The 22,540-nt window shown below is 65.4% G+C and carries 21 protein-coding genes; 10 read left to right on the top strand and 11 right to left on the bottom strand.

Going from position 1 to position 22,540, the window contains the following annotated elements:
* Positions 1–53 precede the first annotated feature (53 nt).
* Positions 54–1,865, top strand: coding sequence for a chloride channel protein (locus ACFFJ6_RS14805; protein WP_378388975.1), 1,812 nt, complete (start codon positions 54–56; stop codon positions 1,863–1,865).
* Positions 1,866–2,012: 147 nt separating this feature from the next.
* On the top strand, positions 2,013–2,483 hold the full coding sequence (locus ACFFJ6_RS14800; protein WP_378388973.1) for a hypothetical protein: 471 nt from the start codon (positions 2,013–2,015) through the stop codon (positions 2,481–2,483).
* 274 nt (positions 2,484–2,757) lie between these two features.
* Here ACFFJ6_RS14800 and atzF read toward each other — a convergent pair whose 3' ends face one another.
* From atzF to ACFFJ6_RS14745, 11 genes are all read right to left on the bottom strand, one after another.
* A complete protein-coding gene (gene atzF / locus ACFFJ6_RS14795; protein ID WP_378388971.1) occupies positions 2,758–4,557 on the bottom strand; it encodes an allophanate hydrolase in 1,800 nt (599 codons plus the stop codon).
* A 12-nt stretch (positions 4,558–4,569) separates the two neighbouring features.
* Positions 4,570–5,295: a GntR family transcriptional regulator gene (locus tag ACFFJ6_RS14790; protein WP_378388969.1), complete on the bottom strand. Its 726-nt coding sequence runs from the start codon at positions 5,293–5,295 to the stop codon at positions 4,570–4,572.
* A complete protein-coding gene (gene hpxZ / locus ACFFJ6_RS14785) occupies positions 5,292–5,687 on the bottom strand; it encodes an oxalurate catabolism protein HpxZ (RefSeq protein WP_378388967.1) in 396 nt (131 codons plus the stop codon). The genes ACFFJ6_RS14790 and hpxZ overlap by 4 nt, the downstream gene beginning before the upstream one ends.
* A gap of 1 nt (position 5,688) precedes the next feature.
* Complete coding sequence (locus ACFFJ6_RS14780) at positions 5,689–7,092, bottom strand: AtzE family amidohydrolase (RefSeq protein WP_378389704.1); 1,404 nt, start codon at positions 7,090–7,092, stop codon at positions 5,689–5,691.
* A gap of 1 nt (position 7,093) precedes the next feature.
* The gene (locus tag ACFFJ6_RS14775) at positions 7,094–7,273 is read right to left on the bottom strand and encodes a DUF4089 domain-containing protein (protein ID WP_378388965.1); all 180 of its coding nucleotides are present in this window, start codon (positions 7,271–7,273) and stop codon (positions 7,094–7,096) included.
* Positions 7,274–7,427: 154 nt separating this feature from the next.
* Complete coding sequence (locus tag ACFFJ6_RS14770; RefSeq protein ID WP_378388963.1) at positions 7,428–9,254, bottom strand: dipeptide ABC transporter ATP-binding protein; 1,827 nt, start codon at positions 9,252–9,254, stop codon at positions 7,428–7,430.
* Between the two features lie 2 nt (positions 9,255–9,256).
* Positions 9,257–10,168 carry an ABC transporter permease gene (locus ACFFJ6_RS14765; protein WP_378388961.1) on the bottom strand — a complete coding sequence of 304 codons (912 nt, stop codon included), beginning with the start codon at positions 10,166–10,168 and terminating at the stop codon, positions 9,257–9,259.
* 10 nt (positions 10,169–10,178) lie between these two features.
* A complete protein-coding gene (locus ACFFJ6_RS14760; protein ID WP_378388959.1) occupies positions 10,179–11,192 on the bottom strand; it encodes an ABC transporter permease in 1,014 nt (337 codons plus the stop codon).
* Positions 11,193–11,349: 157 nt separating this feature from the next.
* On the bottom strand, positions 11,350–12,969 hold the full coding sequence (locus ACFFJ6_RS14755; protein ID WP_378388957.1) for an ABC transporter substrate-binding protein: 1,620 nt from the start codon (positions 12,967–12,969) through the stop codon (positions 11,350–11,352).
* Positions 12,970–13,263: 294 nt separating this feature from the next.
* The gene (locus ACFFJ6_RS14750) at positions 13,264–13,728 is read right to left on the bottom strand and encodes a hypothetical protein (RefSeq protein ID WP_378388955.1); all 465 of its coding nucleotides are present in this window, start codon (positions 13,726–13,728) and stop codon (positions 13,264–13,266) included.
* A gap of 264 nt (positions 13,729–13,992) precedes the next feature.
* Positions 13,993–14,259, bottom strand: a complete 267-nt coding sequence (locus tag ACFFJ6_RS14745) for a hypothetical protein (protein WP_378388953.1) — start codon at positions 14,257–14,259, stop codon at positions 13,993–13,995.
* 325 nt (positions 14,260–14,584) lie between these two features.
* On the opposite strand from ACFFJ6_RS14745, the gene ACFFJ6_RS14740 reads away from it, so the two are divergent.
* From ACFFJ6_RS14740 to pgm, 8 genes are all read left to right on the top strand, one after another.
* A complete protein-coding gene (locus tag ACFFJ6_RS14740; protein ID WP_378388952.1) occupies positions 14,585–15,592 on the top strand; it encodes an ABC transporter substrate-binding protein in 1,008 nt (335 codons plus the stop codon).
* A gap of 46 nt (positions 15,593–15,638) precedes the next feature.
* On the top strand, positions 15,639–16,454 hold the full coding sequence (locus ACFFJ6_RS14735; RefSeq protein WP_378388950.1) for an ABC transporter permease subunit: 816 nt from the start codon (positions 15,639–15,641) through the stop codon (positions 16,452–16,454).
* Positions 16,455–16,456: 2 nt separating this feature from the next.
* Complete coding sequence (locus tag ACFFJ6_RS14730; protein ID WP_378388948.1) at positions 16,457–17,242, top strand: ABC transporter permease; 786 nt, start codon at positions 16,457–16,459, stop codon at positions 17,240–17,242.
* Complete coding sequence (locus ACFFJ6_RS14725) at positions 17,239–18,300, top strand: ABC transporter ATP-binding protein (protein ID WP_378388946.1); 1,062 nt, start codon at positions 17,239–17,241, stop codon at positions 18,298–18,300. The genes ACFFJ6_RS14730 and ACFFJ6_RS14725 overlap by 4 nt, the downstream gene beginning before the upstream one ends.
* A gap of 22 nt (positions 18,301–18,322) precedes the next feature.
* Positions 18,323–19,159, top strand: a complete 837-nt coding sequence (locus ACFFJ6_RS14720) for a phosphodiesterase (protein ID WP_378388944.1) — start codon at positions 18,323–18,325, stop codon at positions 19,157–19,159.
* Positions 19,160–19,285: 126 nt separating this feature from the next.
* A complete protein-coding gene (locus tag ACFFJ6_RS14715) occupies positions 19,286–19,660 on the top strand; it encodes a response regulator (protein ID WP_378388942.1) in 375 nt (124 codons plus the stop codon).
* Positions 19,661–19,807: 147 nt separating this feature from the next.
* Entirely contained in the window at positions 19,808–20,641 is an 834-nt protein-coding gene (locus tag ACFFJ6_RS14710) for an alpha/beta fold hydrolase (protein ID WP_378388940.1), read from the top strand.
* A gap of 111 nt (positions 20,642–20,752) precedes the next feature.
* Positions 20,753–22,405 (top strand): phosphoglucomutase (alpha-D-glucose-1,6-bisphosphate-dependent), encoded by a 1,653-nt coding sequence (gene pgm, locus ACFFJ6_RS14705; protein WP_378388938.1) that lies wholly within the window; start codon positions 20,753–20,755, stop codon positions 22,403–22,405.
* Positions 22,406–22,540 lie beyond the last annotated feature (135 nt).

The raw sequence follows: 22,540 nt of genomic DNA, 5'->3' as shown, positions 1-22,540 counted from the left end.
GATGTGCCACGCGTGCTGATGTCGATGACTGTCGTTCCAGGCGGACACGCTCGATGAGCGTCGTCCCGCGCCCCGAGGCCGCCGCGATTTCCGGAAGCGCGTCCGCTTCCGCTGCGCCCGGGCCGTGGCGGCTGCCGGCCAGCATCCGGAATTTCGTCCGCAATCGCGAGATCGGCCTGGTGCTGGTCGCGGTGGTGATCGGGCTGCTGTCGGGTCTGCTGGTGGCGATCATCTGGCACGCCAGTGAGTTTGCCCACGCCCTGCTGTTCAGCATCCCCTATGGCACGCGGCTCAGCGCCAACGGGGTGATCCCCTGGCAGCGCGTCGTCCTCGTGCCGCTGTGCGGCGGCCTGTTGCTGGCGATCATCAGCGTGTTCTACGTCAAGCGCTTCAAGGGCCAGCTCGCCGACGCGATCGAAGCCAACGCGCTGTATGGCGGCCGCATCTCGATGCGCGGCAGCCTGCTGATCTCGCTGCAGACGCTGCTGTCCAATGGCTGCGGCGCGTCGGTCGGCCTGGAAGCCGGCTACACGCAGATCTGCGCGGCGTTCAGCTCCCAGCTCGGCCGGCGTCTGGCGGCGCGGCGCGCCGATATGCGGCTGCTGGTCGCCTGCGGCGCCGCGGGCGCGATCAGCGCCGCCTTCACGGCGCCGCTGGCCGGCGCGTTCTTCGCTTTCGAGGTCGTGCTCGGCGCCTATACGGCCGCGGGCCTGGTCCCGGTGATCGCCAGCTCGGTCGCGGCGTGGCTGGTGATGCGGCAGCTGGTGCATCCGTCGTTTCTGGTCGTGCCGGGTGTGCCGTCTCCGGTGTCCGTCGAGATGATCGGCCAGATCATGGTGATCGGCGTGCTCGGCGCGTTGTTCAGCATCGTGGTGATGCTGGCAGTGGCGTTTTCCGAGCGGGCGTTCCAGCGTCTCACCGTGCTGCGCGGCGCGCTGCGCTTCGTCGTCGGCGCGCTGCTGCTCAGCGGGCTGGCGATGCTGACGCCGACCGTGCTCGGCTCGGGACATGGCGCGATGCAGCTCCTGCTGCTCAGCAACCCGACCTGGCTGATGCTGGCGACGACGCTGCTGCTGAAGACCGCCGCCTCGGCGATCTCGCTCGGCGCCGGATATCGCGGCGGCCTGTTCTTCGCCTCGCTGATGCTGGGGGCGCTGGTCGGGCAGCTCTACAGCACGGTGCTCGGCCCGATCTTCCCCGACGTGGCGCTGCAGCCGGGGACCGCAGCGGTGGCCGGCATGGTCGCGGTCGGCACCGGCGTGCTCGGCGCTCCGTTCAGCATGATCTGTCTCGCGCTCGAACTCACCGGCGATTTCTCGGTGACGGTCGGAGGCGTGGTCGCCGCATCGATGAGCGCGATGATCGTGCGTGAACTGTTCGGTTACAGCTTTGCGACCTGGCGATTCCATCTGCGTGGCGAAGCAATTCGTGGGCCACAGGATGTCGGCTGGGTCGATCAGATCCACGCCGCGACGTTGATGCGGACCGATTTCGATACGGCGTCCGCCGATCTGTCGCTGGGCGAAGCCCAGAAGCTGTTTCCGCCGGGACGCGTCAAGCATCTGGTGCTGCTCGATGCCGAAGGCCGCTATGCGGGCGTCGTCGGATCGCCGGAGTTCCACGACATCGCCGCGCCGGGCGACGCCACGCTGGCGAGCATCGCGCAGCAGCACGATCAGTTCCTGTTTCCCGGCACGAGCATCCGCGACATGCTCGCCGCGTTCGATCGCAGCGAAGTCGATTTGCTCGTGGTGATCGACAACGCGCAGGATCGTCGCGTCGTCGGCACCGTCAGCGAGGCGCATGTGCTGCGCACCTATTCGAACGAGCTCGAGCGACGCAATCAGGAATTGTATTTCCGCTGATCGGGTCGTGAGCTGATAGCGAAACTAACAACTTTGTCATGCGCTCGCGATTTCGTGCACGCGGTTCCGTCGCTTCGCCTTGCCGGTGACAAATCTCTTTCCTAGCTCCGAGACGCGCCCGCGGTTGGGCGCTCTACGGAGAAAATGATGCCGCACCACGACACGATCGCCCTCTCGGGCGTGATCCAGCACGTCTTTGCCCATCGCTTCACGCTGGAAGCGCAAGGCGAAACCCACCTCGCAGATCTCGGCCCGAAGGGCGCAGAAGCGTTTCCGCTCAGCGCGGGACTCCGCGTAACGCTGGAGGGCGAACGTCGTCCCTCCGAAATCAAGGTCACGCGGATCGTTGCGCCGGGCCGCGATGCCGTGCTCGTTCACCACAAGAAGCCGCATCACCCGCCGGGCCATCATCATCCTGACGGGCCGGCAGATCCGGCCCGCGTCCTCGCGGCGGTGAAGGCCGAAGGCTGGAGTGCGAAGGGCGAGCCGCAGCGCAAGCCGAAGCACTTCGAAGTGCTTGCGCGGCAGGGGCGCGGTCCGTGGACCGAACTCCACGTCGATTTCGCCGGCACGATCTACAAGCAGAAAGCCGCCGATCCGGCGAAGTGGTCACTGTAAGTCGAGCAAATCTCAAGGCCGCGCTGGAGTGGTTCTGTTACTAACAGAAACAGAACCCGCGAGCTGAAGACGCCACAAACACAACCTCATGGTGAGGAGGCGCGAAGCGCCGTCTCGAACCATGGGCCACAAATTCGGCGTGGCCTCATCCTTCGAGACGCCCGGCTTCGCCGGGCTCCTCAGGATGAGGACTCAGTGCAGCCGCAGAGGGCGGTAGCGCTTCAACCAAGCAATGCCCCCCTGAGCCGCTGCCCTTCGCTTGCTGACACCCTTATCAACCCGCTTTGGCGAGATCGGCCATATAGGCGCGCCAGCCGCCGAAATGCGTGATGTCGCGCGCGCCCTCGAGCGCCGCCGGTTCGACCAGGAAGCCTTTCACCTTCGCGCCGTCTTTCAGCGTGATCGTGCCGATCGACAGCGGCTGCGGGATCCCGGCGACGAAGCGGCCGAACGCGGACGCCGACAACGTCCACACTTCCAGCGCGATCGCGGCGCCCGCACCGGGAGCGACGCGCAGCATGCCGGGCTTCGGCGGCACGGTGCCGCTCAGCGCGTAGAGCTTGTAGTCCGGCGCGGTCGACGTTGCGTAAGCGAGCCGCCCGTCGAGCGCGGTGAGTTCGCCGTTGAGCGCCATGCCGGACAGATGCGCCCCGACAACCGCGATGTCGATTTCGTCCGTCTTCGCCGCAGCCGGCACCGCCGCCAGCGGCGGCTGCGGCTTGCCAATTGCGCCCAGCGGAAGCGCCGTGTCCGCATGGAAGATGCGGCCGATACTTGCGAGCTCCGCGTCACGCCCACCCGGCGCCAGCAGCGTGATGCCGAACGGCAGTCCATCCGCGCCGATCGAGGCCGGCACCGCGAGGCCGCACAGATCCAGCAGGTTGACGAAGTTGGTGTAGGTGCCGAGCCTGCTGTTCAGCGCGATCGGATCGGCGAGTACTTGCTCGACCGTGTAGGTCGTCGGCGCGGTGGGTAGCACCAGGGCGTCGAAGCCGGCGAATGTCTTGTCCGCAATCTTGCGCAACGCGTGCAACCGGTACAGCGCCGCGAACGTATCGGCCGCGCTCACCGTCTTGCCGCCGAGCGTGATCTGGCGCGTCACCGGATGCACCGCCTCGGGCTGCGTGTCGATCAGCTCGCGGATCGCCAGATAGCGCTCGGCGACCCAGGGTCCTTCGTACAAAAGCCTCGCAGTTTCATACAGCGGCTCGATGTCCACCTCGATCAGCGCTGCCCCAAGTTTGCCACAACGTTTCAGCGCGTCGTCGAAAGCCTGTTCGGCCTGCTTGTCGCCAAAGAATTGCAACTGACTTTGGCGTGGGACGCCGAGTTTCAGCCCGTCCGGCATCGCCGTCAGTGCCCCAACCGGCCGCTCCCGCGAATAGGCATCGCTCGCATCGGGGTGGCCAAGTACCCGCAGCGCCGTAACCGCATCGTCGACGGTCAGCGCGAATACCGAAATACAGTCAAGCGTGCGACATGCCGGCACCAGACCGGTGCTCGAGATCAGCCCGAGGCTCGGCTTCAACCCGATGATATTGTTGAGCATTGCCGGCACGCGGCCTGAGCCGGCCGTATCCGTGCCGAGCGACAGCGGCACGAGGCCGGCGCCCACGGCGACTGCCGATCCCGAACTCGAACCGCCCGGCACGAGATCAGCCCGCATCGCATTGCGCGGGATGCCGTAAGGCGAGCGCACGCCGACGAGACCAGTGGCGAACTGATCGAGATTGGTCTTGCCGACCACGATCGCCCCAGCCGCACGCAGCCGCGCCACCGCGGTGGAATCCTCCGTCGGCTGATACGCGAAAGCCGGGCAGGCGGCCGTAGTTGGTAGTCCGGCGACGTCGATATTGTCCTTCACCGCGACCGGCACGCCGTACAGCGGCAGCGACGGATCCTTGGCGGCGAGCGCGACGGCTTCGGCCACGGCATCGGCTTCGTCGCGTAGCGTGATGAAGATCGCCGGATCGCCATGGGCGCGAATGCGCTGATAGCAACGCGCGATGGTCTGCGCCGGCGTGGTGGTGCCGGCGCGATGGGCGGCGAGGATTTCGGCGATGGTGTCAGTCACGTGGTGCTCCGCTTAGACCGAGACGGCGTAGATTTCGTATTCGTCGCGCACCAGCTCGATATGGCCGCGCATCGCGGCCGCAGCGCCGGCGCGGTCGCCGCGCATGATCGCGACGACGACGCGGTCGTGCTCCGCATGCGATTTCGCCAGCCGGCCGAGGTTGCGAAATTGCGCGCGGCGAAACGGCTGCACGCGCACCCGCGTCGCCAGCGTGATCTCGGCGATGTGGTCGTTGTGCGAGCCGGCGTAGATCGCGTTGTGAAAGCTCTCGTTCATTTCGTGGAAGCGCTCGGGATTGCCGTGATGGCTGAGCTGCCGCAACTCGGCGTGGATCGCCTCGAGATCGCGGCGCTCCAGCGGCGACATCCGCTCCGCCGCGAAGCCCGCGCACATCGCCTCGAGTTCGGCCATCGCTTCGAACATCCCGGTCAGCCGCTCGAACGAGGGCCGTGCGACTACGGCGCCGTGATGTGGCCGCGACTCCACGAGCCCGCTCGCAACCAGTTGCCGTAACGCCTCGCGGACCGGCGTGCGCGACACCTTGAACCGCGTGGCGATCTCGGTTTCATCGAGCGGGGCGCCCGGCGCCAGGACGCCGCGGACGATGTCGTCGGCGAGCTGGCGGCGCAGCTCTTCGGCGCGTGTCGTCTTGCCGATCACGGCGCGCTGCGCCGCGGTTCGCGGCTCCGAGAGCGGCCCGACCTCGCGATGCTGAAGCGGAACGGGATCGATGCTCATGGCGATGCCGGTGGCTCGTCGATGACGCTGACGTGGGCGGCGACGATCCGCCAGCCTTCGGGGAAGCGGATCCAGGTCTGCATCTGACGCCCGACCTTGCCGGGCGCGTTGTCGCGATAGAACAGCGTCGACGCCACCGCGGTGTCGCGTCCGTACGAGGTGATCACAGTGCGGGCGGTCTTCCGCATCAGGCCGACCGGCGAACGCGCGGAGCGGAAGTTCTGGATCTCGTCGTAACCGTAAAGATTCTCGCCGCCGCCGTAGCGCAGCGTGCGCGGATCGTTGCGGAACAGCTCGCCGAGCACGGCGACATCGTTGGTCACCAGCGCGGTTTCATAACGGGCGAACGCTTCGCCGACCTCGGCGAGTACGTCGGGCAGATCGATATCCATCTCAAAAATCCTTCGGACGCCGCGCGCGGGCGACGCCGGCCTGTTCGAGCGCGTAGGAGACGCGCAGCGCGATATCCTCGCGCCACGGCGCGGCGATGATCTGGACGCCGATCGGCAGCGGATCGAGCGGGATCGGCACGGCCACCACCGGCAGGCCGATGAACGAGATCGGCTGGGTGTGAATGCCGATATTGGCGCGCAACGGCAGCTCGACGCCGTCGAGCACGAAGGTCTGCTGACCGAGCGTCGGCGCCACGCAGGGTGTCGCCGGCGCGATGATCACGTCGACATTCTTGAACAGCTCCAGCACGCGGGCGCGATACCAGCGACGGAATTTCTGCGCGCGGTCGACCAGCGGCGCCGGGATCATTGCGCCGGCGATCAGTCGATCGCGCACCGCGGGATCGAAATCGTTGGGCCGCTGCCGCAACCGGTCGAGATGCAGCGACGCGCCTTCGACCGTGGTGATGACATATGCCGCCGCGCGGGCCCGCGCGGCTTCGGGCAGCTCGACGGTGGTGGTGATGGCGAGTGCCTTCGCGACGCGATCAATCGCCTCGCGTGCCTCCGGAAACAGGTTTTGCGCGAAGTAGCCGCCGGCGCGGGCGACGCGCAGGCCGTCGAGGCCTTGGGCCAGCGAGGCGGACACCGGTTCGAGCGGCCGCACTGCGCAGCCGGCATCGTCGGCGTCGGGGCCCTGCATGGCGTCGTAAGCCAAGGCAAGGTCCGCCGTGCTGCGGGCGAACGGGCCGAGGTGATCGAAGCTGGCGACGAAGGGGAAGCTGCGGCTACGCGGCAGCCGGCCATAGGTGGGCTTCAGCCCGAAGATGCCGCAGAACGACGACGGCACCCGGATCGATCCGTTGGTATCAGAGCCGAGCGCCAGCGGCACCTCGCCGCCGCCGACCGCAGCGCCGGAGCCGCCCGACGAGCCGCCTGTCATCCGCGTCGCATCGTGCGGATTGCGCGACGGGCCGTCGTGAATGTTCTCGCCGGTGAAGTCGTAGGCGTATTCGCCCATGTTGAGCGCGCCGATCAGCACCGCGCCAGCGGCCTCGAGCCGCTCGATCAGGGTGGCGTCACGTTTCGCCGGTGAGAGATCGCGATTGATTTTGGAGCCCGCGCGCGTCGGCAGCCCTTCGACGTCGAACAGGTTCTTCACCGCGAACGGCACGCCCGCCAGCGGCCCGACGCTTTCGCCGCGTGCGAGCGCCGCGTCGATCGCGCGAGCGCGACTACGCGCCCGCTCGGCGACGACGTCAGTGAAGGCGTTGAGCGTCGGCTCCGCCTTGGCAATGCGCGCCAGCGCGGCCTCGGTGGCTTCAAGCGCGGTCATCGTCCCGCCTTTGACGGCGGCGGCGATTTCGGCAGCGGTCATCCAGTCGCTGGATTTCTCGGGAGTCATATCAGGCACTGAAGATACTCGCGGGCTCGGTCTCGTCGGGCAGCGCGAACTCATCGACCTGCCGCGCCAATTTCAGCGACACGTCGAGATTGGCGCGAACCGCGGGCTTCCAGGCGGGGTCGATCGTCAGGCCGAGAGCGGACCCGACGGCGTCGATGTAGGAGTCGAGGGTATCGGTCAAAGCGAGGCCTCATGTTGAGTACTAGAGTTCGTCATTCCGGGGCGCCGCGTAGCGGCGAGCCCGGAATCCATAATCCCTGACAGTGAGTATGGATTCCGGGTTCGCGCCAAGAGGCGCGCCCCGGAATGACGGGGAAATGCAATGCTCCAGTCCATCACGTCACCGGCAGCGGCGGATGCGGGATGGAAGTGAGCAGTTCGCGGGTGTAGGCGTCTTTCGGATCGCCCAGCATCTGCTCGCTGCTTCCTTGTTCGACGATCCGTCCGGCGCGCATCACGATGACGCGGTCGCACAGCAGGCGCACGACGTTGAGATCGTGGGAGACGAACAGGTAGCTCATCCCCATCGACTGCTTGAGATCCTGCAACAGGTTGAGCACCACCGCCTGGACCGAGACGTCGAGTGCGGCGGTCGGCTCATCCAGGATGATCAGCTTCGGGCGCAGTGCGATCGCGCGGGCGATGCCGACGCGGGCCTTCTGGCCGCCGGAAAGCTGATGCGGAAAGCGGTCGAGCAAATCGAGCGGCAGGCCGACCTGTGCGGCGAGCTCTTCACAGCGCGCGCGCAGCGCGTCGCGGCCCTTGATATCGCCGAGCTGCAGGATCGGATCGACGATGGCGCGCGCGGCGGTGAAGCGCGGATTGAGGCTGTCGGTCGGATCCTGAAACACCATCTGGATCGCCTTGCGCTGCGGCAGCCGTGCGAACCGTTGCGGTAGGATCGCGCCGATCTCCTCGCCGTCGAACGTGATCCGACCGGAACTCTGGTCCAGCAGCCGCATCACCATCATCGAGGTGGTGGACTTGCCGCAGCCGGATTCGCCGACTAGGCCGACGCTCTCGCCATGGCCGACGTGGAAGCTGATGCCGTCGACGGCGCGGAAGACATCCGGCTCGACCGGCGGCGTTCGCGAGAACAGTTTGCCGAGCAGCGCGGTGGCGCCCTGGCGCGGATATTCCTTCACCAGCTTATCGACGGAGAGGAGGGGAGCGGACGGTGATGTTGTCATGGTCCGCGTGCCACTTGCCTCATCGTCACCCCCGGGCTTGACCCGGGGGTCCATCACCTTGGGAGACGCAATGGACGACGCGGACTGGATGGCCGGGTCAAGCCCGGCCATAACGGGTGCGGGTTGTGGATTGGCTACGGCCCGAAGTTCATCCTCCGGCAGCAACTCGCGCAGGCCGACGCCGAGGCGCGGTGTCGCGCGCATCAGCTTCTTCGTGTACGGGTGCTGCGGATTGGCGAAGATGTCGGCGGCGAGCGCGGTCTCGACGACGCGGCCTTTTTCCATCACCACGACGCGGTCGCAGTAGGCAGCGGCGAGGCCCAGATCGTGGGTGATCAGGATGGTCGACAGCCCGCGGCTTCTGGTCAGCTCGACGATCAGGTCCATCACCGCCTTTTGCGTGGTGACGTCGAGGCCTGTGGTCGGCTCGTCGGCAATCAGCAGCTGCGGATTGCAGGCCAGCGCCAGTGCGATCACCACGCGCTGGCACATGCCGCCCGAGAGCTGGAACGGATAGGCGTGATAACGCTCGCGCGGCCGGGCGATCTTCACCGCCTCCAGTGCCGCGATCGCCTTTTCGCCCCGGTCGGCCCCGGTCGATTGCACATGCTGGCGCAGTACGTCCTCGATCTGGTCGCCGACCTTGCGGATCGGGTTGAGCGCCGCGCGCGGATTCTGGAAGATCATCGAGATTTCGCGACCGCGCAGGTCCCGCATCTCCTTCTCGGTTGCGGCCTTGATGTCGATGCCGCCGAACATCACCGAGCCCTCGGCGATCCGTCCGGCGCGGTCGAGAATGCGCATCACTGCGTAGGAGGTCACCGACTTGCCCGAGCCGGATTCGCCGACGATCGCCAGCGTCTCGCCCTTGCCAACGCTGATATCGACATGCTGCACCGCCTTGACGATGCCGCGCCGCGTGGCGAATTCGACAGTGAGGTCGCGGACCTTGAGGAGAGGTTGAGTTGTCATTCTCACGTCCTCCGCTGCGGATCAAAAATGTCGCGCAGGCCGTCGCCGAGCAAATTGAAGCAGAACACGGCGATCATCAGCGCGAGGCCGGGGAACAGTGCGATCCACCATTCGCCGGACACCATGAAGCTGGCGCCTTCCGCGACCATGATGCCCCATTCGGCGGTCGGTGGACGCACTCCAAGGCCGATGAACGACAGGCCGGCGGCGTTGAGGATGGCGTAGCCCATCGTCAGAGACATCTGCACGATCATGATCGGCATGATGTTGGGCAGGATGTGTACCAGAAGGATGCGCATCTCGCTGTTGCCGGACAGCCGCGCCGCCATCACGAAGCCGGCCTCGCGGCGGACATTGGCCTCGGCGCGGGCGACGCGGGCGTAGAGCGGGAAGTTGACGATCGCGGTGGCGATGATGATGTTCTGCACGGTGTTGCCGAGCGCCGCGACGATGCCCATCGCCAGCACGAACAGCGGGAACGCCATGATGGTATCGGCGATGCGGCCGACGATGCGATCGGTCCAGCCGCCGAAGTAACCGGCCGCGATGCCGGCGAGCCCGCCCATCAGGAACACCAGCACGACGGAGGCGACCGCGATGAACAGATCGAGCCGGGTCGCGACCACGACACGGCTGAAGATGTCGCGGCCGAGCTGGTCGGTGCCGAACCAGTTCGCCGCCGACGGCGGCTTCAACGCCTGCGCGGTGTTGCTGGCGAGCGGATCGTACGGCACGAGATAGGGCCCGAACAGCGCGGCGAACACGATCACCACCAGTAGCCCGAAAGCGAAGGCGGTGACGCGGTTGTCGCCGAGCACGTAGCGGGTGTGCGCGAGCAGATCCTTGAGGGCGGAGCGGCGTGCCGGCTTGGCGACGGCCGAAGTTTCACCGAGAGGAGGGGCGACGCTGGTCATGGTCATGCTCCTAGCCTTCCAGCCGCACGCGCGGGTCGATCACGCCGTAGAGGATGTCGATCACCAGATTGAGCAGCACGTACATCACCGCCATGGTGAGCACGAAGCCCTGCACCGGCGCAAAATCGGAGGCGATCAGCGCCTCGACCGCGTAGGAGCCGATGCCGGGCCATGCGAACACCTTCTCGACCAGCACATTGGCGCCGAGCAGGAACGAGAACACCATCGACAGCGTGGTGATCACCGGCAGCATCGCGTTGCGAAATGCGTAGGTCATCGTCACCTTGCGCGGCGACAGGCCGCTGGCGCGCGCGGTGCGGACGAAATCCGAGGCCAGGATCGCCAGCATCGAGGCGCGGGTCATGCGGGCAATCGGCGCCAGCGAGAAGATCGCCAGCGTCGCGGCCGGGAGTAGCAACTGGCTCAGTGCCGAGCGGAAGGTTTCGAAATCGCGGGCGATCAGGCTGTCGATCAGGTAGAATCCGGTGACGGTGGTCGGCGCGCTGTAGAACACGTCGAGCCGGCCGAGCGGCGCGGGGGCCCAGCCGAGCTTGAAGTAGAACACGTAGACCAGCAGCAGCCCGGTGAAGAACACCGGCAGCGACACGCCGGCGGTGGTTGTCACCCGGCACAGATGATCGATCCACGAGTCCGGCCGTGACGCCGCCATGATGCCGAGCGGGATGGCGATGACGATGGCGATCGCGAGGCCGAGCAGGGTCAGTTCGGCGGAGGCGGGCAGGCGGTTGCGGATCTCGGTGGCGACCGGCTGGCCGGTCGTCAGCGACTGGCCGAGATCGCCTTGCGCGAGCTCCGTGGTGTAGCGCACGAACTGCTCCGGCAGCGACTTGTCGAGCCCGAGCTTATGGCGGATCTGCTCGATCGCTTCCTTGCTGGCCGCCGGGCCGGCAAAGTAAGCGGCCGGATCGCCGGGCAGGGCGCGGGTCAGCAGAAACGTCACGATCACCACGCCGATCAGGCTCGGGATCGCGAACATCAGGCGCTTGCCGATCAGGGTGAGCATTGGGTCGGAGCCTCACGAACGTAGTCACGGCCAAAGTATCAGTGGATCGGCTCCCCTCCCCCTTGCGGGGAGGGGTCGGGGGTGGGGGTCCCCGGGCACTGTGCCCGCGTCGCCCTCACCCCCGCCCTCTCCCGCAAGCGGGAGAGGGGGAAGAGTGTCATCCCTTCACCATCGTCCGGTAGTCGAGCCGGCGGTGGAACCAATAGGCGAAGCCGCTGACGTTCTTCTGCATCGCGACGTTGAGATAGGGCTGGTACAGCGGCACACGCGGGATGTCGGTGAAGGCGAGGTCGACGAAGCCCTTGACGTCGCTGTCGTAGGTCGCGGTGTCGCCGGTTGCGGCGGCGATGCGGCTGCTGTCGATCAGCTTGTCCATCTCGGGCGAGTCATAGCCCATGGTGTTGAAGATCGACTTTCCGGAGTGGTAGCACCAGTAGAAGAAGTACTCGGGGTAATCGAGCCAGCCCGAGAAGATGTTGACGTAGAGCGGCATCACCTTCTTGTTCAGCTCGGTGCGCCAGTTGGCGCCCGGGATCTTGTTGATGGTGCAGCGGATGCCGATCTGCGCCAGGCTTTCCTGGATCAGAATGCACATCGGCTCGTTGACGCCGGCGAAGCCGAGGTCGAACGACAGCGTGGTGTCGAAGCCGTTCGCGTAGCCGGCTTCCGCCATCAGCGCCTTGGCCTTCGCCATGTCGGTGTTGTACTTGGTCGGCTGCGGCCACTTCACTTCGGTCGCCTTGTCGGCTGCTGCGCCGAACATCGGGTTGGCGAGGCCGAACATCACCGCGTCGATGATCTTCTGATACGGCACCGCGTAGGCCACCGCTTCACGCACCTTCGGATTGTTGAACGGCGGCTGGGTGACGTTCATGCCGAGATACTGGATGCCGTTGGAGATCGGCAGCGACACCACGTTGACCTTGCCGTCGCGCTTCATCTCGGCGAAGTCCTGGTTGGGCAGCTCATAGGAGATGTCGGCGTCGCCGCGCTCCAGCAGCGCCCGGCGGTTACCGGCCTGCGGCACCATGCGCCAGATGACGCGCTTGATCTTCGGCAGCGGGCCGCCGACCCATTTGTCGTTACGCTCCATGATCACTTCGGTGCCGGCGGTCCACTTTACTACGCGATAGGCGCCGGAGCCGGCAGTGTTCTGCTTGGTGTATTCGAGACCCCACGGATCCTTTTCGGTGGCGTTCTTCTTCACCAGTTCGGAATTGACGACGCAGGGCACGATCACCGCGAGGTCCGGGATCGTCAGCCGGTCCTTCTTCAGGAAGTCCACCCGTACGGTGTGGTCGTCGACGATGACGAACTGCTCGGGCTTGGTCAGCGAGCCGGCGCTCATCTGGAAAGTCGGAAAGCCGCCGACGCTGACGGAGCGATCGAGCGACCACTTGACGTCCTTGGCGGTGACCGGCGTGCCGTCCTGGAAGGTGGCGTTCTTCTTCAGCTTGAAGGTCGCCGACATGTCGCCGATCGTCATGTCGTCGGCGAGTTCGCCCTTGAACTTGTCCTTGTCGTAGTAAGGAACGCCGCCGGGGCCTTCCTTCATCTCGTGGGTGATCAGGCGGTCGTAGCAATTCCACGACACTTCATAGCCCGGCACGTTGGTGCCGACGCCGTGGATGTCGAGATTGTTCGGGCCGCTCTCCGACACCACCAGCAGCGATTCCGATCGGGCATCTGCCTTGGCGGCAGACCAGATGGCTGGCGCAGGCACCATCGCGCCGGCGGCGAGGGCAGTGGCGGATTTGAGGAAGTCGCGACGCTTCATGAAAGGCTCCGAGGCACGAGGGGCGATCTCGGAACTGGTTTCGCAAGCTTCGTGCCAGAGCCGGCTGCGGGCGCGGAGTGGGTATTAAGCTATTGTTTCGAATGACAAATGCGAGACTTTGGATTTTTAACGCGCTGATGCCGCCGGGCTTCGCATTGCATACAATGCCTGGTCACTTGGCTAAATATTGTGCAGACCGCACTCCGGCAGTTCTCTCCATTCCTGTCGTCTCTGCAAATGAAACGGCGGCGGGTGGGAGCCCGCCGCCGTTCAACATGGCCTGGAATATTGGCTTCAGTTCATCTTGGCCGGCTCGCGCGGAGCGGAGCTGTAGATCACCTGGTCGGCGACCGGCTTCGACTCGATAACGCCGGCCGGACGCACCAGGGGGCGCTGGCTGCGATAGACTTCGAACGCATACCAAGCGGCCACCGCGAGTGCGATCAGTCCGACCTGGCTCGCCGGCAGCACCAGAGACAGCGCGATCAGCGCAACCGCAATGGTGGCCGCCTTGACGACGCTCTCGCCGTCGGCGAACAGGCCGTTGAAGCGCTCCCAGTTCTCGCCCTTCCAGAATGGCGCGGTGAAGCGGTCCAGACCGAACCGCGACCATGCGCCGGTGAAGCCGAGCCTACGCGCCCACATCAAGTACAATGAGCCCGCAAATGCGAGCAGCGAAATCGCTGCGCCGACGGGGCCGGCGGCGTAGCCGATCACGACGACCAGCGCGGCAGTAAATGCAATGATCCAATATTGCATCGGGGTACCCTTTCACCTGCTTTGCAAGTGCCTTTCCAATTGATTCGTTTGGCGGCATCAGCCGTCCCAAGTATGTGCTGAATTCTGTGAATTAGCCGCAAAAATATTGATTGCTAATCGTTGGGAGCCCTAGCCTTTTTGGCTAAAGGTAATGGGATGCAGTTATTATCAATTCGGCGCGCGAGATCCGCGACGGTGTGCGGCTTGCTACTCACGAGCCGCTATGCGCTTTGATATAATAGTTCGCCGAATGTCAGGAGCCAGTTACCGTTCGGCGGGCTGCGGAGCGTTCGTCCGAAGCGGGGTGCTCTCTGCTGCCGCGATCTTGGCGTCCCTGAGACGCTTGACATCGCGGCTCGCCATGAACGGCATACCGAGCTTGCGGGCCTTCACCTGCACCGACGATCGCGCGCGCTTCAGCGCGGCGGCGGCGCGGACGGCCGAGGCGCCGCTGGCAATCAGTTCCTTGAGCCGCTCGACCTGTTCGTCGTCCCACGGCCGGCACGCGTTGCTCTTCGCTGACATCGGCATTGCTTAAGTCCCTTGCTTCAGCTGAGTCGCCCGGCGACACGGCACGGCCGCGCAGGCGTTGATTTCGGTGACATTCGTCGGGGCGAGAAACGCAGCAGAGCGTCTGCACGCGACGCAACGTCGCGGCACCTCGACCTCCGGTTCGGAAACCAATTTCCTTTTCAATCGAAAGTTCCATCGGATGCGAGGTTCGCGGAAGGTTTCTCCGATCAACGAGGCGAGCCCGGGTTTCTCGTCGCTGTCGCAAACCTGTCATGTGCCGCCGATAGGTGAAGCCCATGCTGGCAACGCGCGATCGCGCCGGCCTGCTCACTCGGGGAACATCATGTCGTTTGCTCGCTTTGCCGCAGCGTTGTTCGCGCTGTCGCTGATCACCATTGCGGCGCCGGCCAGGGCGGCGGATGTGATCTGCTACAATTGCCCGCCGCAATGGGCCGACTGGGCCTCGATGCTGAAGGCGATCAAGTCGGATCTCGGCTACGACATCCCGTTCGACAACAAGAACTCCGGCCAGGCGCTGTCGCAACTGCTCGCCGAGAGTAGCAACCCCGTCGCCGATATCGGCTATTTCGGCGTGAATTTCGGCATCAAGGCGAAGACGCAGGGCGTTACGCAGCCCTACAAGCCGCAGCATTGGAACGAGGTTCCTACGGGCCTCAAGGATCCCGATGGCGACTGGACGGCCATCCACTCCGGTACGCTCGGACTGTTCGTCAATGTCGATGCGCTCGGCGGCAAGCCGGTGCCGGCGTGCTGGAAGGATCTGCTGAAGTCTGACTACAGGGGCATGGTCGGTTATCTCGATCCGCCCTCGGCGGCGGTCGGTTACGTCGGCGCCGTGGCGGTCAATCTCGCCCTCGGCGGCAGCGACACCGACTTCTCGCCTGCGATCGGCTTCTTCAAAGCGCTTCACGGCAACGAGGCGATCGTGCCGAAGCAGACCTCTTACGCGCGTGTGGTGTCGGGCGAAATTCCGATCCTGTTCGACTACGACTTCAATGCGTATCGGGCCAAGTACACCGAAAAAGGCAACTTCGCCTTCGTCATCCCTTGCGAAGGTTCGGTGGTGTTTCCCTACGTGGTTTCGCTGGTGAAGGATGCGCCCGACGCCGACAAGGCCAAGAAGGTGATGGACTATCTGCTGTCCGACAAGGGGCAGGCGATCTGGACCAACGCCTATCTGCGCCCGGCGCGACCGATCGAGCTGCCGGCCGAGGTCAAGTCGAAGTTCCTGCCGGACAGCGACTACGCGCGTGCCAAGAGTGTCGACTGGGCCAAGATGGAAGCGGCCCAGAAGGCGTTCACCGACCGCTATCTCGCCGAGGTCCGGTGAGGATGAACGTCGCTCCGGAGAACGCCGGCCGGGGCGCTCGCGCCTGATGTCGCAACGCTCCTTCGCACTCGCCTGCCTGTCGCCGCTTCTGGTGCTGACAGCCGCGTTTTTCGTCCTGCCGATGGCACGGTTGGTGCTGGTCGGCGCCGATGGACCGCAGGGTGTCGCCGGCTATTTGGCGATCGTGCTGGAGCCACGTTATCGCGCAACCCTGATCAACACCGTGGTGCTCGCCGCGGCGACCACACTGGCGACGCTGGTGATCGCCACCGTCGCGGCGATCTTCCTGCAGCGCCATCGCTTCCCCGGCCGTGCCGTGCTGGTCGCGATGCTGACCTTTCCGTTGGCGTTTCCGGGCGTGGTGATCGGCTTCCTGATCATTCTCCTCGCCGGGCGGCAGGGCGTGATCGGTGACGTGACGAAGCTCCTCACCGGCAGCAAGCTGGTGTTCGCCTATTCGATCTGGGGCTTGTTCCTCGGCTATCTGTACTTCTCGATACCCCGCGTGATCTTGACCATCATGGCGGCGGTGCAGAAGCTCGATCGCGGTCTCGAAGAAGCGGCGCGGTCGCTCGGCGCCAGCCCGTGGGCCGTGCAACGCGACGTGGTGCTGCCGGCGCTGGTCCCGGCCTTCGTCGCCTCCGGCGCGATCGCGTTCGCCACCGCGATGGGCGCGTTCGGCACCGCCTTCACGCTGGCCACCAATATCGACGTGCTGCCGATGCTGATCTACACCGAGTTCACCCTGGCGGCGAACTTCGCCACCGCCGCTTCGCTGTCGGTCGGGCTCGGCCTGATCTCCTGGGCGATGCTGGCGCTGGCCCGCTCGCTCAGCGGCGGCACGGTCGCGGCGACCGGCTAGCCATGCGCGATCGCCTGATCTTCACGGCTCAATTGCTGTTCACGCTGCTGGTCGCGGCGTTCCTGGTCGTGCCGGCGCTGCTGTCGATCTCCGCCGGCATCACGGTGAACTACTTCCGCGGTATCTCGTCGGGACTGACCCTGCAATGGGTCGCACAGGTCTGGGATCTGTACGCCGACACGATCGGGCTGTCGTTCGTGATCGCGCTTGCGACGCTCGCGGTCACGCTGGTCGTCGGTGTGCCGGCGGCTTATGCCCTGCATGTCCGCGGCGGCCGGCTGTCGCGCGTGGTCGAGGAAGTGATCACCCTGCCACTGGCGATCCCGGGGCTGGCGATCGCTCTGGCGCTGCTGCTAACCTATGGCGGCTTCGGCGCCTTCCGCCGTTCCTGGCTGTTCATTCTTGCCGGCCATGTCATCTTCACCATGCCGTTCATGGTGCGCTCGGTGATGGCGGTGTTCGCCACCATCGACATCCGCACGCTTGACGAGGGCGCCGCCTCGCTCGGCGCGTCGCCGCTGCGCCGCTTCGTCGAGGTGATCGTACCGAACGCGATGCCGGGCATCGTTGCCGGAGCGCTGATGGTCGTGACCTTGTCGCTCGGCGAGTTCAATCTCACCTGGATGCTGCATACGCCGCTGACCAAGACGCTGCCGGTCGGCCTCGCGGACAGCTACGCGTCGATGCGGCTCGAAGTCGCGTCCGCCTACACGTTGATCTTTTTCATCATGATCGTGCCGCTGCTGGTGGCTATGCATGTGTTGGCCGAACGGGAGCCGAAGTCATGAAGGCGGATGCCGGACACGGCGTGTCGGTGCGGATCGAGGCTTGCAGCAAGACCTTCGCCGACGGGACGCGAGCGCTCGAGCCTGCGACACTCGACATCGCACGCGGCGAGACGCTGGTGCTGCTCGGCCCATCCGGCTGCGGCAAGACCACGATGCTGCGGATCATTGCCGGGCTCGAACGACCGGGTGCGAGCGGCCGGGTGTTGTTCGACGGCGCCGACGTCACCGCGGTGCCGATCGAGAAGCGCAATGTCGGCATGGTGTTTCAGTCCTACGCGCTGTTCCCGAACATGACGGTCGCCGAGAATATCGGCTACGGCCTCAAGATCCGCGGCGTGCCTGCGCGCGAGCGCGCCACGCGCATTGCCGAGCTGGTGGCGCTGACCAACATCACCGGCCTCGAAGACCGGCGGATCGATCAGCTGTCGGGCGGCCAACGCCAGCGCGTTGCGCTCGCCCGCGCGGTCGCGATCCGACCGGCGGTATTGTTGCTCGATGAACCTCTGACCGCGCTCGACGCCGCGCTGCGCGACCGGTTGCGCGGCGAGCTCGATCGGCTGTTGCGTTCGCTCGGCATCACCACGATCTACGTTACCCACGATCAGGCGGAAGCGATGGCGCTCGGCGATCGGATCGTGGTGATGAGCAAGGGGGCGATCGCGCAGATCGGCGCGCCGCGCGAGATCTATTTTCGCCCGGTGAGCCGTTTCGTTGCCGAATTCGTCGGCGCCGCCAATATCCTCGAAGCCGAGGTCGTCGAGCGCCGGCTTCGCCTGCCGGGCGGCTTCCTGACCGTGGCCGAAAACGTGTCACAGACGCATGCCGTCGCGATGATCAGGCCCGAGACGATCGGCATCGTCGCGGTTGAGGCGGCCACGCTTGCCGGCCGGGTGGAGAGCGTCAGCTTCGTCGGCGATCGCCAGCGTGTGGTGGTCGCGGGCGCAGCCGACAAACCGCTGACGATCGAAGCGCCGAACGGGGCGACGATCCGGGCCGGCGATACGGTCGGGCTCGCAGTCGCACCGGACGCAATCCGGCTGCTACCCGATGCCGCGTAAACAGAGCTGATAGGAAAACACGATGACCCGAAGGCCGATCCTGATTGCGCAGATCTCGGACCCGCACATCAAGGCGCCCGGTAGCCTCGCTTATGGCAGGGTCGACACCGCGCGAGCGCTGGCCCGCTGCGTCGCCACGTTGAATGAACTCGCGCCGCGGCCCGATCTCGTCGTGATCTCCGGCGATCTCGCCGATACGCCGACCGAGGATGAGTACGCGCATTTAGCACGGCTGCTGGCGCCGCTCGAAATTCCGTTCGTCGCCATTCCCGGCAACCACGATTCGCGCGAACTGATGCGGCGCTGTTTCCCGCAGCCGCTGTTCCCTGCGGAGGGGCCGCTCAATCAGCTCCAGCCGGTCGAGGAGCTCGACGTCGTGCTGCTCGATTCAAGCGTGCCGGGTCAGCCGCACGGCGAACTCGACGGCGCGACGCTGCGATGGCTCGACGCCATCCTGTCCTGCTCCGATCACCGGCCGGCGCTGCTGTTCCTCCACCATCCGCCATTCCGAACCGGCATCTGGCACATGGACCGGCAGAACCTGCGCAATGCGGCCGAGTTTGCCACGATCGTCGAGCGCTATCCCTGGGTCCGCCTCATCGCGGCCGGGCACGTCCACCGGGCTGCGCTCACCCAGTTTGCCGGGATCCCGGCGACGATCTGCCCCGCGCCCAACCATGCCGTCGCGCTCGACCTGGGCGACCTCGATGAGCCTTCCTTTCGCGTCGAACCGCCGGCTTTTCATCTGCACGCCTGGTTCGCCGATGACGGCTTTGGCGATCTCGTCACCCATCAGATTCCGATCGGTAACTTCGACGGTCCGCATCCGTTCTTCGGTCCCGACGGCAAGCTGCTGTGAGTTCCGGACGCTCGACCGAAGTGGTCGACATCGGCGAACCCTGTTGAGATTTCTACGAAAGCGAGAGTTTTCCGGAACGAAGTCTCTCCTGAAACCTTGGACTGGTCTTCAGGGAGAGGTTGATGGATGTCGGATTTGGTGAGCAGCAGGCCGGTCGTGCTGATCGTCGAAGACGAAGCGCTTCTACGAATGAACGCGGTGGATATCGTCGAGGAAGCTGGCTTCAGCGTGGTGGAAGCCGGCACGGCAGACGAGGCGATCCGCATCCTTGAGAGCCGAGACGACATTCGCGTGGTGTTCACCGACATTCAGATTCCGGGATCGATGGACGGATTGAAGCTCGCTCGTGCGGTGCGCGGTCGCTGGCCGCCGATCAAGATCATCGCCACCTCGGGACGCGTGAAGGTGTCGGGGGATGATCTGCCGGATGGCGGACGTTTCCTGCCAAAGCCCTACACCACACGTCAGGTGACGCACCTGCTACGCGAGCTCACCTCCTGAACGATGTGGCGACGCGCCTGTTGATTTTGCACTGCAGCGATCAATCTGCTGTCGAAAATTTAATCCATCTCATTCTAGACAATGATCTTTCGGCGCTAAACTCATGGCCCAAATGGAGTCTGTGTAGAGGGGCCGCAGGGATTGGCGATGAAGCGACCGTTAACCGTGCTGTTGGGACTGAGCGCCGTGGCGGCGGCGGCGTACTTCACCTTCAGCCACTGGGCGATCCGGCACGAGAACCTGACGTTCTACGACGAGGCGCGAAAGCGTCCGATCGCTGTCGACCTGGCGGTGCGCCGTGACGCGGAGATGAAGGCCGAGGCCGGCCTGTCGACCTTGCCGGTCGCGATCGTCAGCCACGGCAACACCGTCAAGAATTCTGAGTACTCGTTCCTCGCCAACGTGCTTGCCGCGCGCGGTTATCTGGTCGCCAGCATCCAGCATGATCTGCCGACGGACGCGCCTCTGATGACAAATCAGGGATCGCTCTATGTTGGCCGGCTGAAAGTCTACGAGCGCGGCGAGAAGAACATCTTCTTCGCGATCCATGAGCTCAAGAAGCTGGTGCCGGGGGCCGACTACGACCATCTCACGCTGGTCGGCCATTCCAACGGCGGCGACATCTCGATGTTCTTCGCCCAGCAGCACCCGGAACTGGTGCGGCGGGTGGTGACGCTCGACAATCTGCGGGTACCCTTCGTTACGTCCGGCGCCGCCAAGATCCTGTCGTTCCGCTCCGAGGACCCGCACTTCAAGACCGACCCCGGCGTGCTGCCGGATTCCAAGATCGCCAAGCAGGCCGGCATCGAGATTGTCGACACCGGCGCGCAGCACAACGAACTCAGCGATCGTGGGCCGGAGAGCGTCAAGTCCCGCATCCAGGCGACGCTGGATCAGTTCCTGGCCGAGCCGGCCAACAGCAAGGTCAGTCCGATCGACCTCAAGCAACTGCACAACGACCCGCGGGCGATGGGCCCGTAGCAGGCACGCTGCGCCTTTCACGCTGTATTCGCCGGAAGGAACCGCAGCGGCCTTGACGGCTGCCGCGCGGCAGGCGAGGGATCGAGTCTGGTCCGAGTAATGGAGTGCGAAATGGCTGGGGACGTGAGCCCGCTTGCGGGCAAGACCATCGATCCGAACAGACTGGTCAACGTGCCGCGGCTGGTGACCGCCTATTTCGCCGGAAAGCCCGATCCGAGCATCCCCGGCGAGCGCGTCGCTTTCGGCACTTCGGGGCATCGCGGCTCGGCGTTCAACAATGCCTTCAACGAAGACCACATCGTCGCCGTGAGCCAGGCGGTCTGCGACTATCGTCGTGGGGCCGGCATCACCGGACCACTGTTCATCGGCATCGACACCCACGCGCTGGCCGAGCCGGCGCTGGCGAGCGCGCTGGAAGTATTCGCCGCCAATGGCGTCGAGGTGATGATCGACGCGCATGGCGGCTACACGCCGACCCCCGTGATCTCGCGCGCGATCCTCACCTATAATCGCGGCCGTAGCGATGGCCTGGCCGACGGCGTGGTGGTGACCCCCTCGCACAATCCGCCCGAAGACGGGGGCTTCAAATACAATCCGCCGAACGGCGGCCCGGCCGACACCGACATTACGTCGGTCGTCGAGAAGGCGGCGAACGCGCTGCTCGCCGATGGGCTGAAGGGCGTCAAGCGCATCCCCTATGCGCGCGCCCTCAAGGCCGCGAACGTGCATCGCCGCGACTACGTCACGCCCTATGTCGAAGACCTCGCCAACGTGGTCGACATGGAGGCGATCCGTACCTCGGGTGTGAAGATCGGAATCGATCCGCTCGGCGGCGCGGCGGTGCATTACTGGCAGCCGATCATCGAGCGCTACAAGATCGACGCCACCATCGTTAGCGATGCGGTCGACCCGACGTTCCGGTTCATGACTGCGGATTGGGACGGCAAGATCCGGATGGACTGCTCGTCGCCCTATGCGATGGCGCGGCTGATCGGGATGCGCGGCGATTTCGACGTCGCCTTCGCCAACGACACCGACGCCGACCGCCACGGCATCGTCACCCGCTCCAGCGGGCTGATGAATCCCAACCATTATCTCGCGGTGGCGATCTCCTATCTGTTCGCGCATCGGCCGGAGTGGGGTGCGAACGCCGCGATCGGCAAGACCGCGGTGTCGAGCGCGATGATCGACCGCGTCGCCGCCAAGATCGGCCGCAAGGTTGTCGAGACGCCGGTTGGCTTCAAATGGTTCGTCGACGGCCTGATCGGCGGCAGCTTCGGCTTTGGCGGCGAGGAGAGTGCCGGCGCGTCGTTCCTGCGCCGCGACGGCACGGTGTGGACCACCGACAAGGACGGCCTCATCCTGGGCCTGCTGGCGGCCGAGATCACCGCGGTGATGAAGGCCGATCCCGGCGAGATCTATCAGCGTCTCACCGCCGAGCTCGGCGCGCCGTTCTATGCGCGTATCGACGCGCCCGCCAACGCCGCGCAGAAGGCGCTGTTCAAGACGCTGACCGCCGACAAGCTCGGCATCAAGGAACTCGCCGGCGAGCCGGTCACCGCGACGCTGACCAAGGCGCCGGGTAACAACCAGTCGATCGGCGGCGTCAAGGTGACGACCGCGAATGGCTGGTTCGCCGCGCGGCCGTCCGGCACCGAGGACGTCTACAAGATCTACGCCGAGAGCTTCGTCAGCGCCGACCACCTTCGACAAATTCAAGACGAAGCCCAGGCCGCTCTGAGCGCAATGTTCGCCGCAGGTTGACCTGCGACAACGTCGGAACCGGCACGGCGATCGATCGTCGGCGAGCAAAACGTCTTCGCGTCTCTCCGTCATTGCGAGCGAAGCGAAGCAATCCAGCTCCATGCACTGAGCTGGATTGCTTCGTCGCTTTGCTCC

It is taken from the genome of Rhodopseudomonas telluris, from assembly GCF_042432815.1.
In the GTDB taxonomy this organism is placed as follows: Bacteria; Pseudomonadota; Alphaproteobacteria; order Rhizobiales; family Xanthobacteraceae; genus Rhodopseudomonas; species Rhodopseudomonas telluris.
The sequence above is the reverse complement of the archived record's forward strand: the minus strand, read 5'-3'. Positions and strand labels throughout refer to the sequence as shown.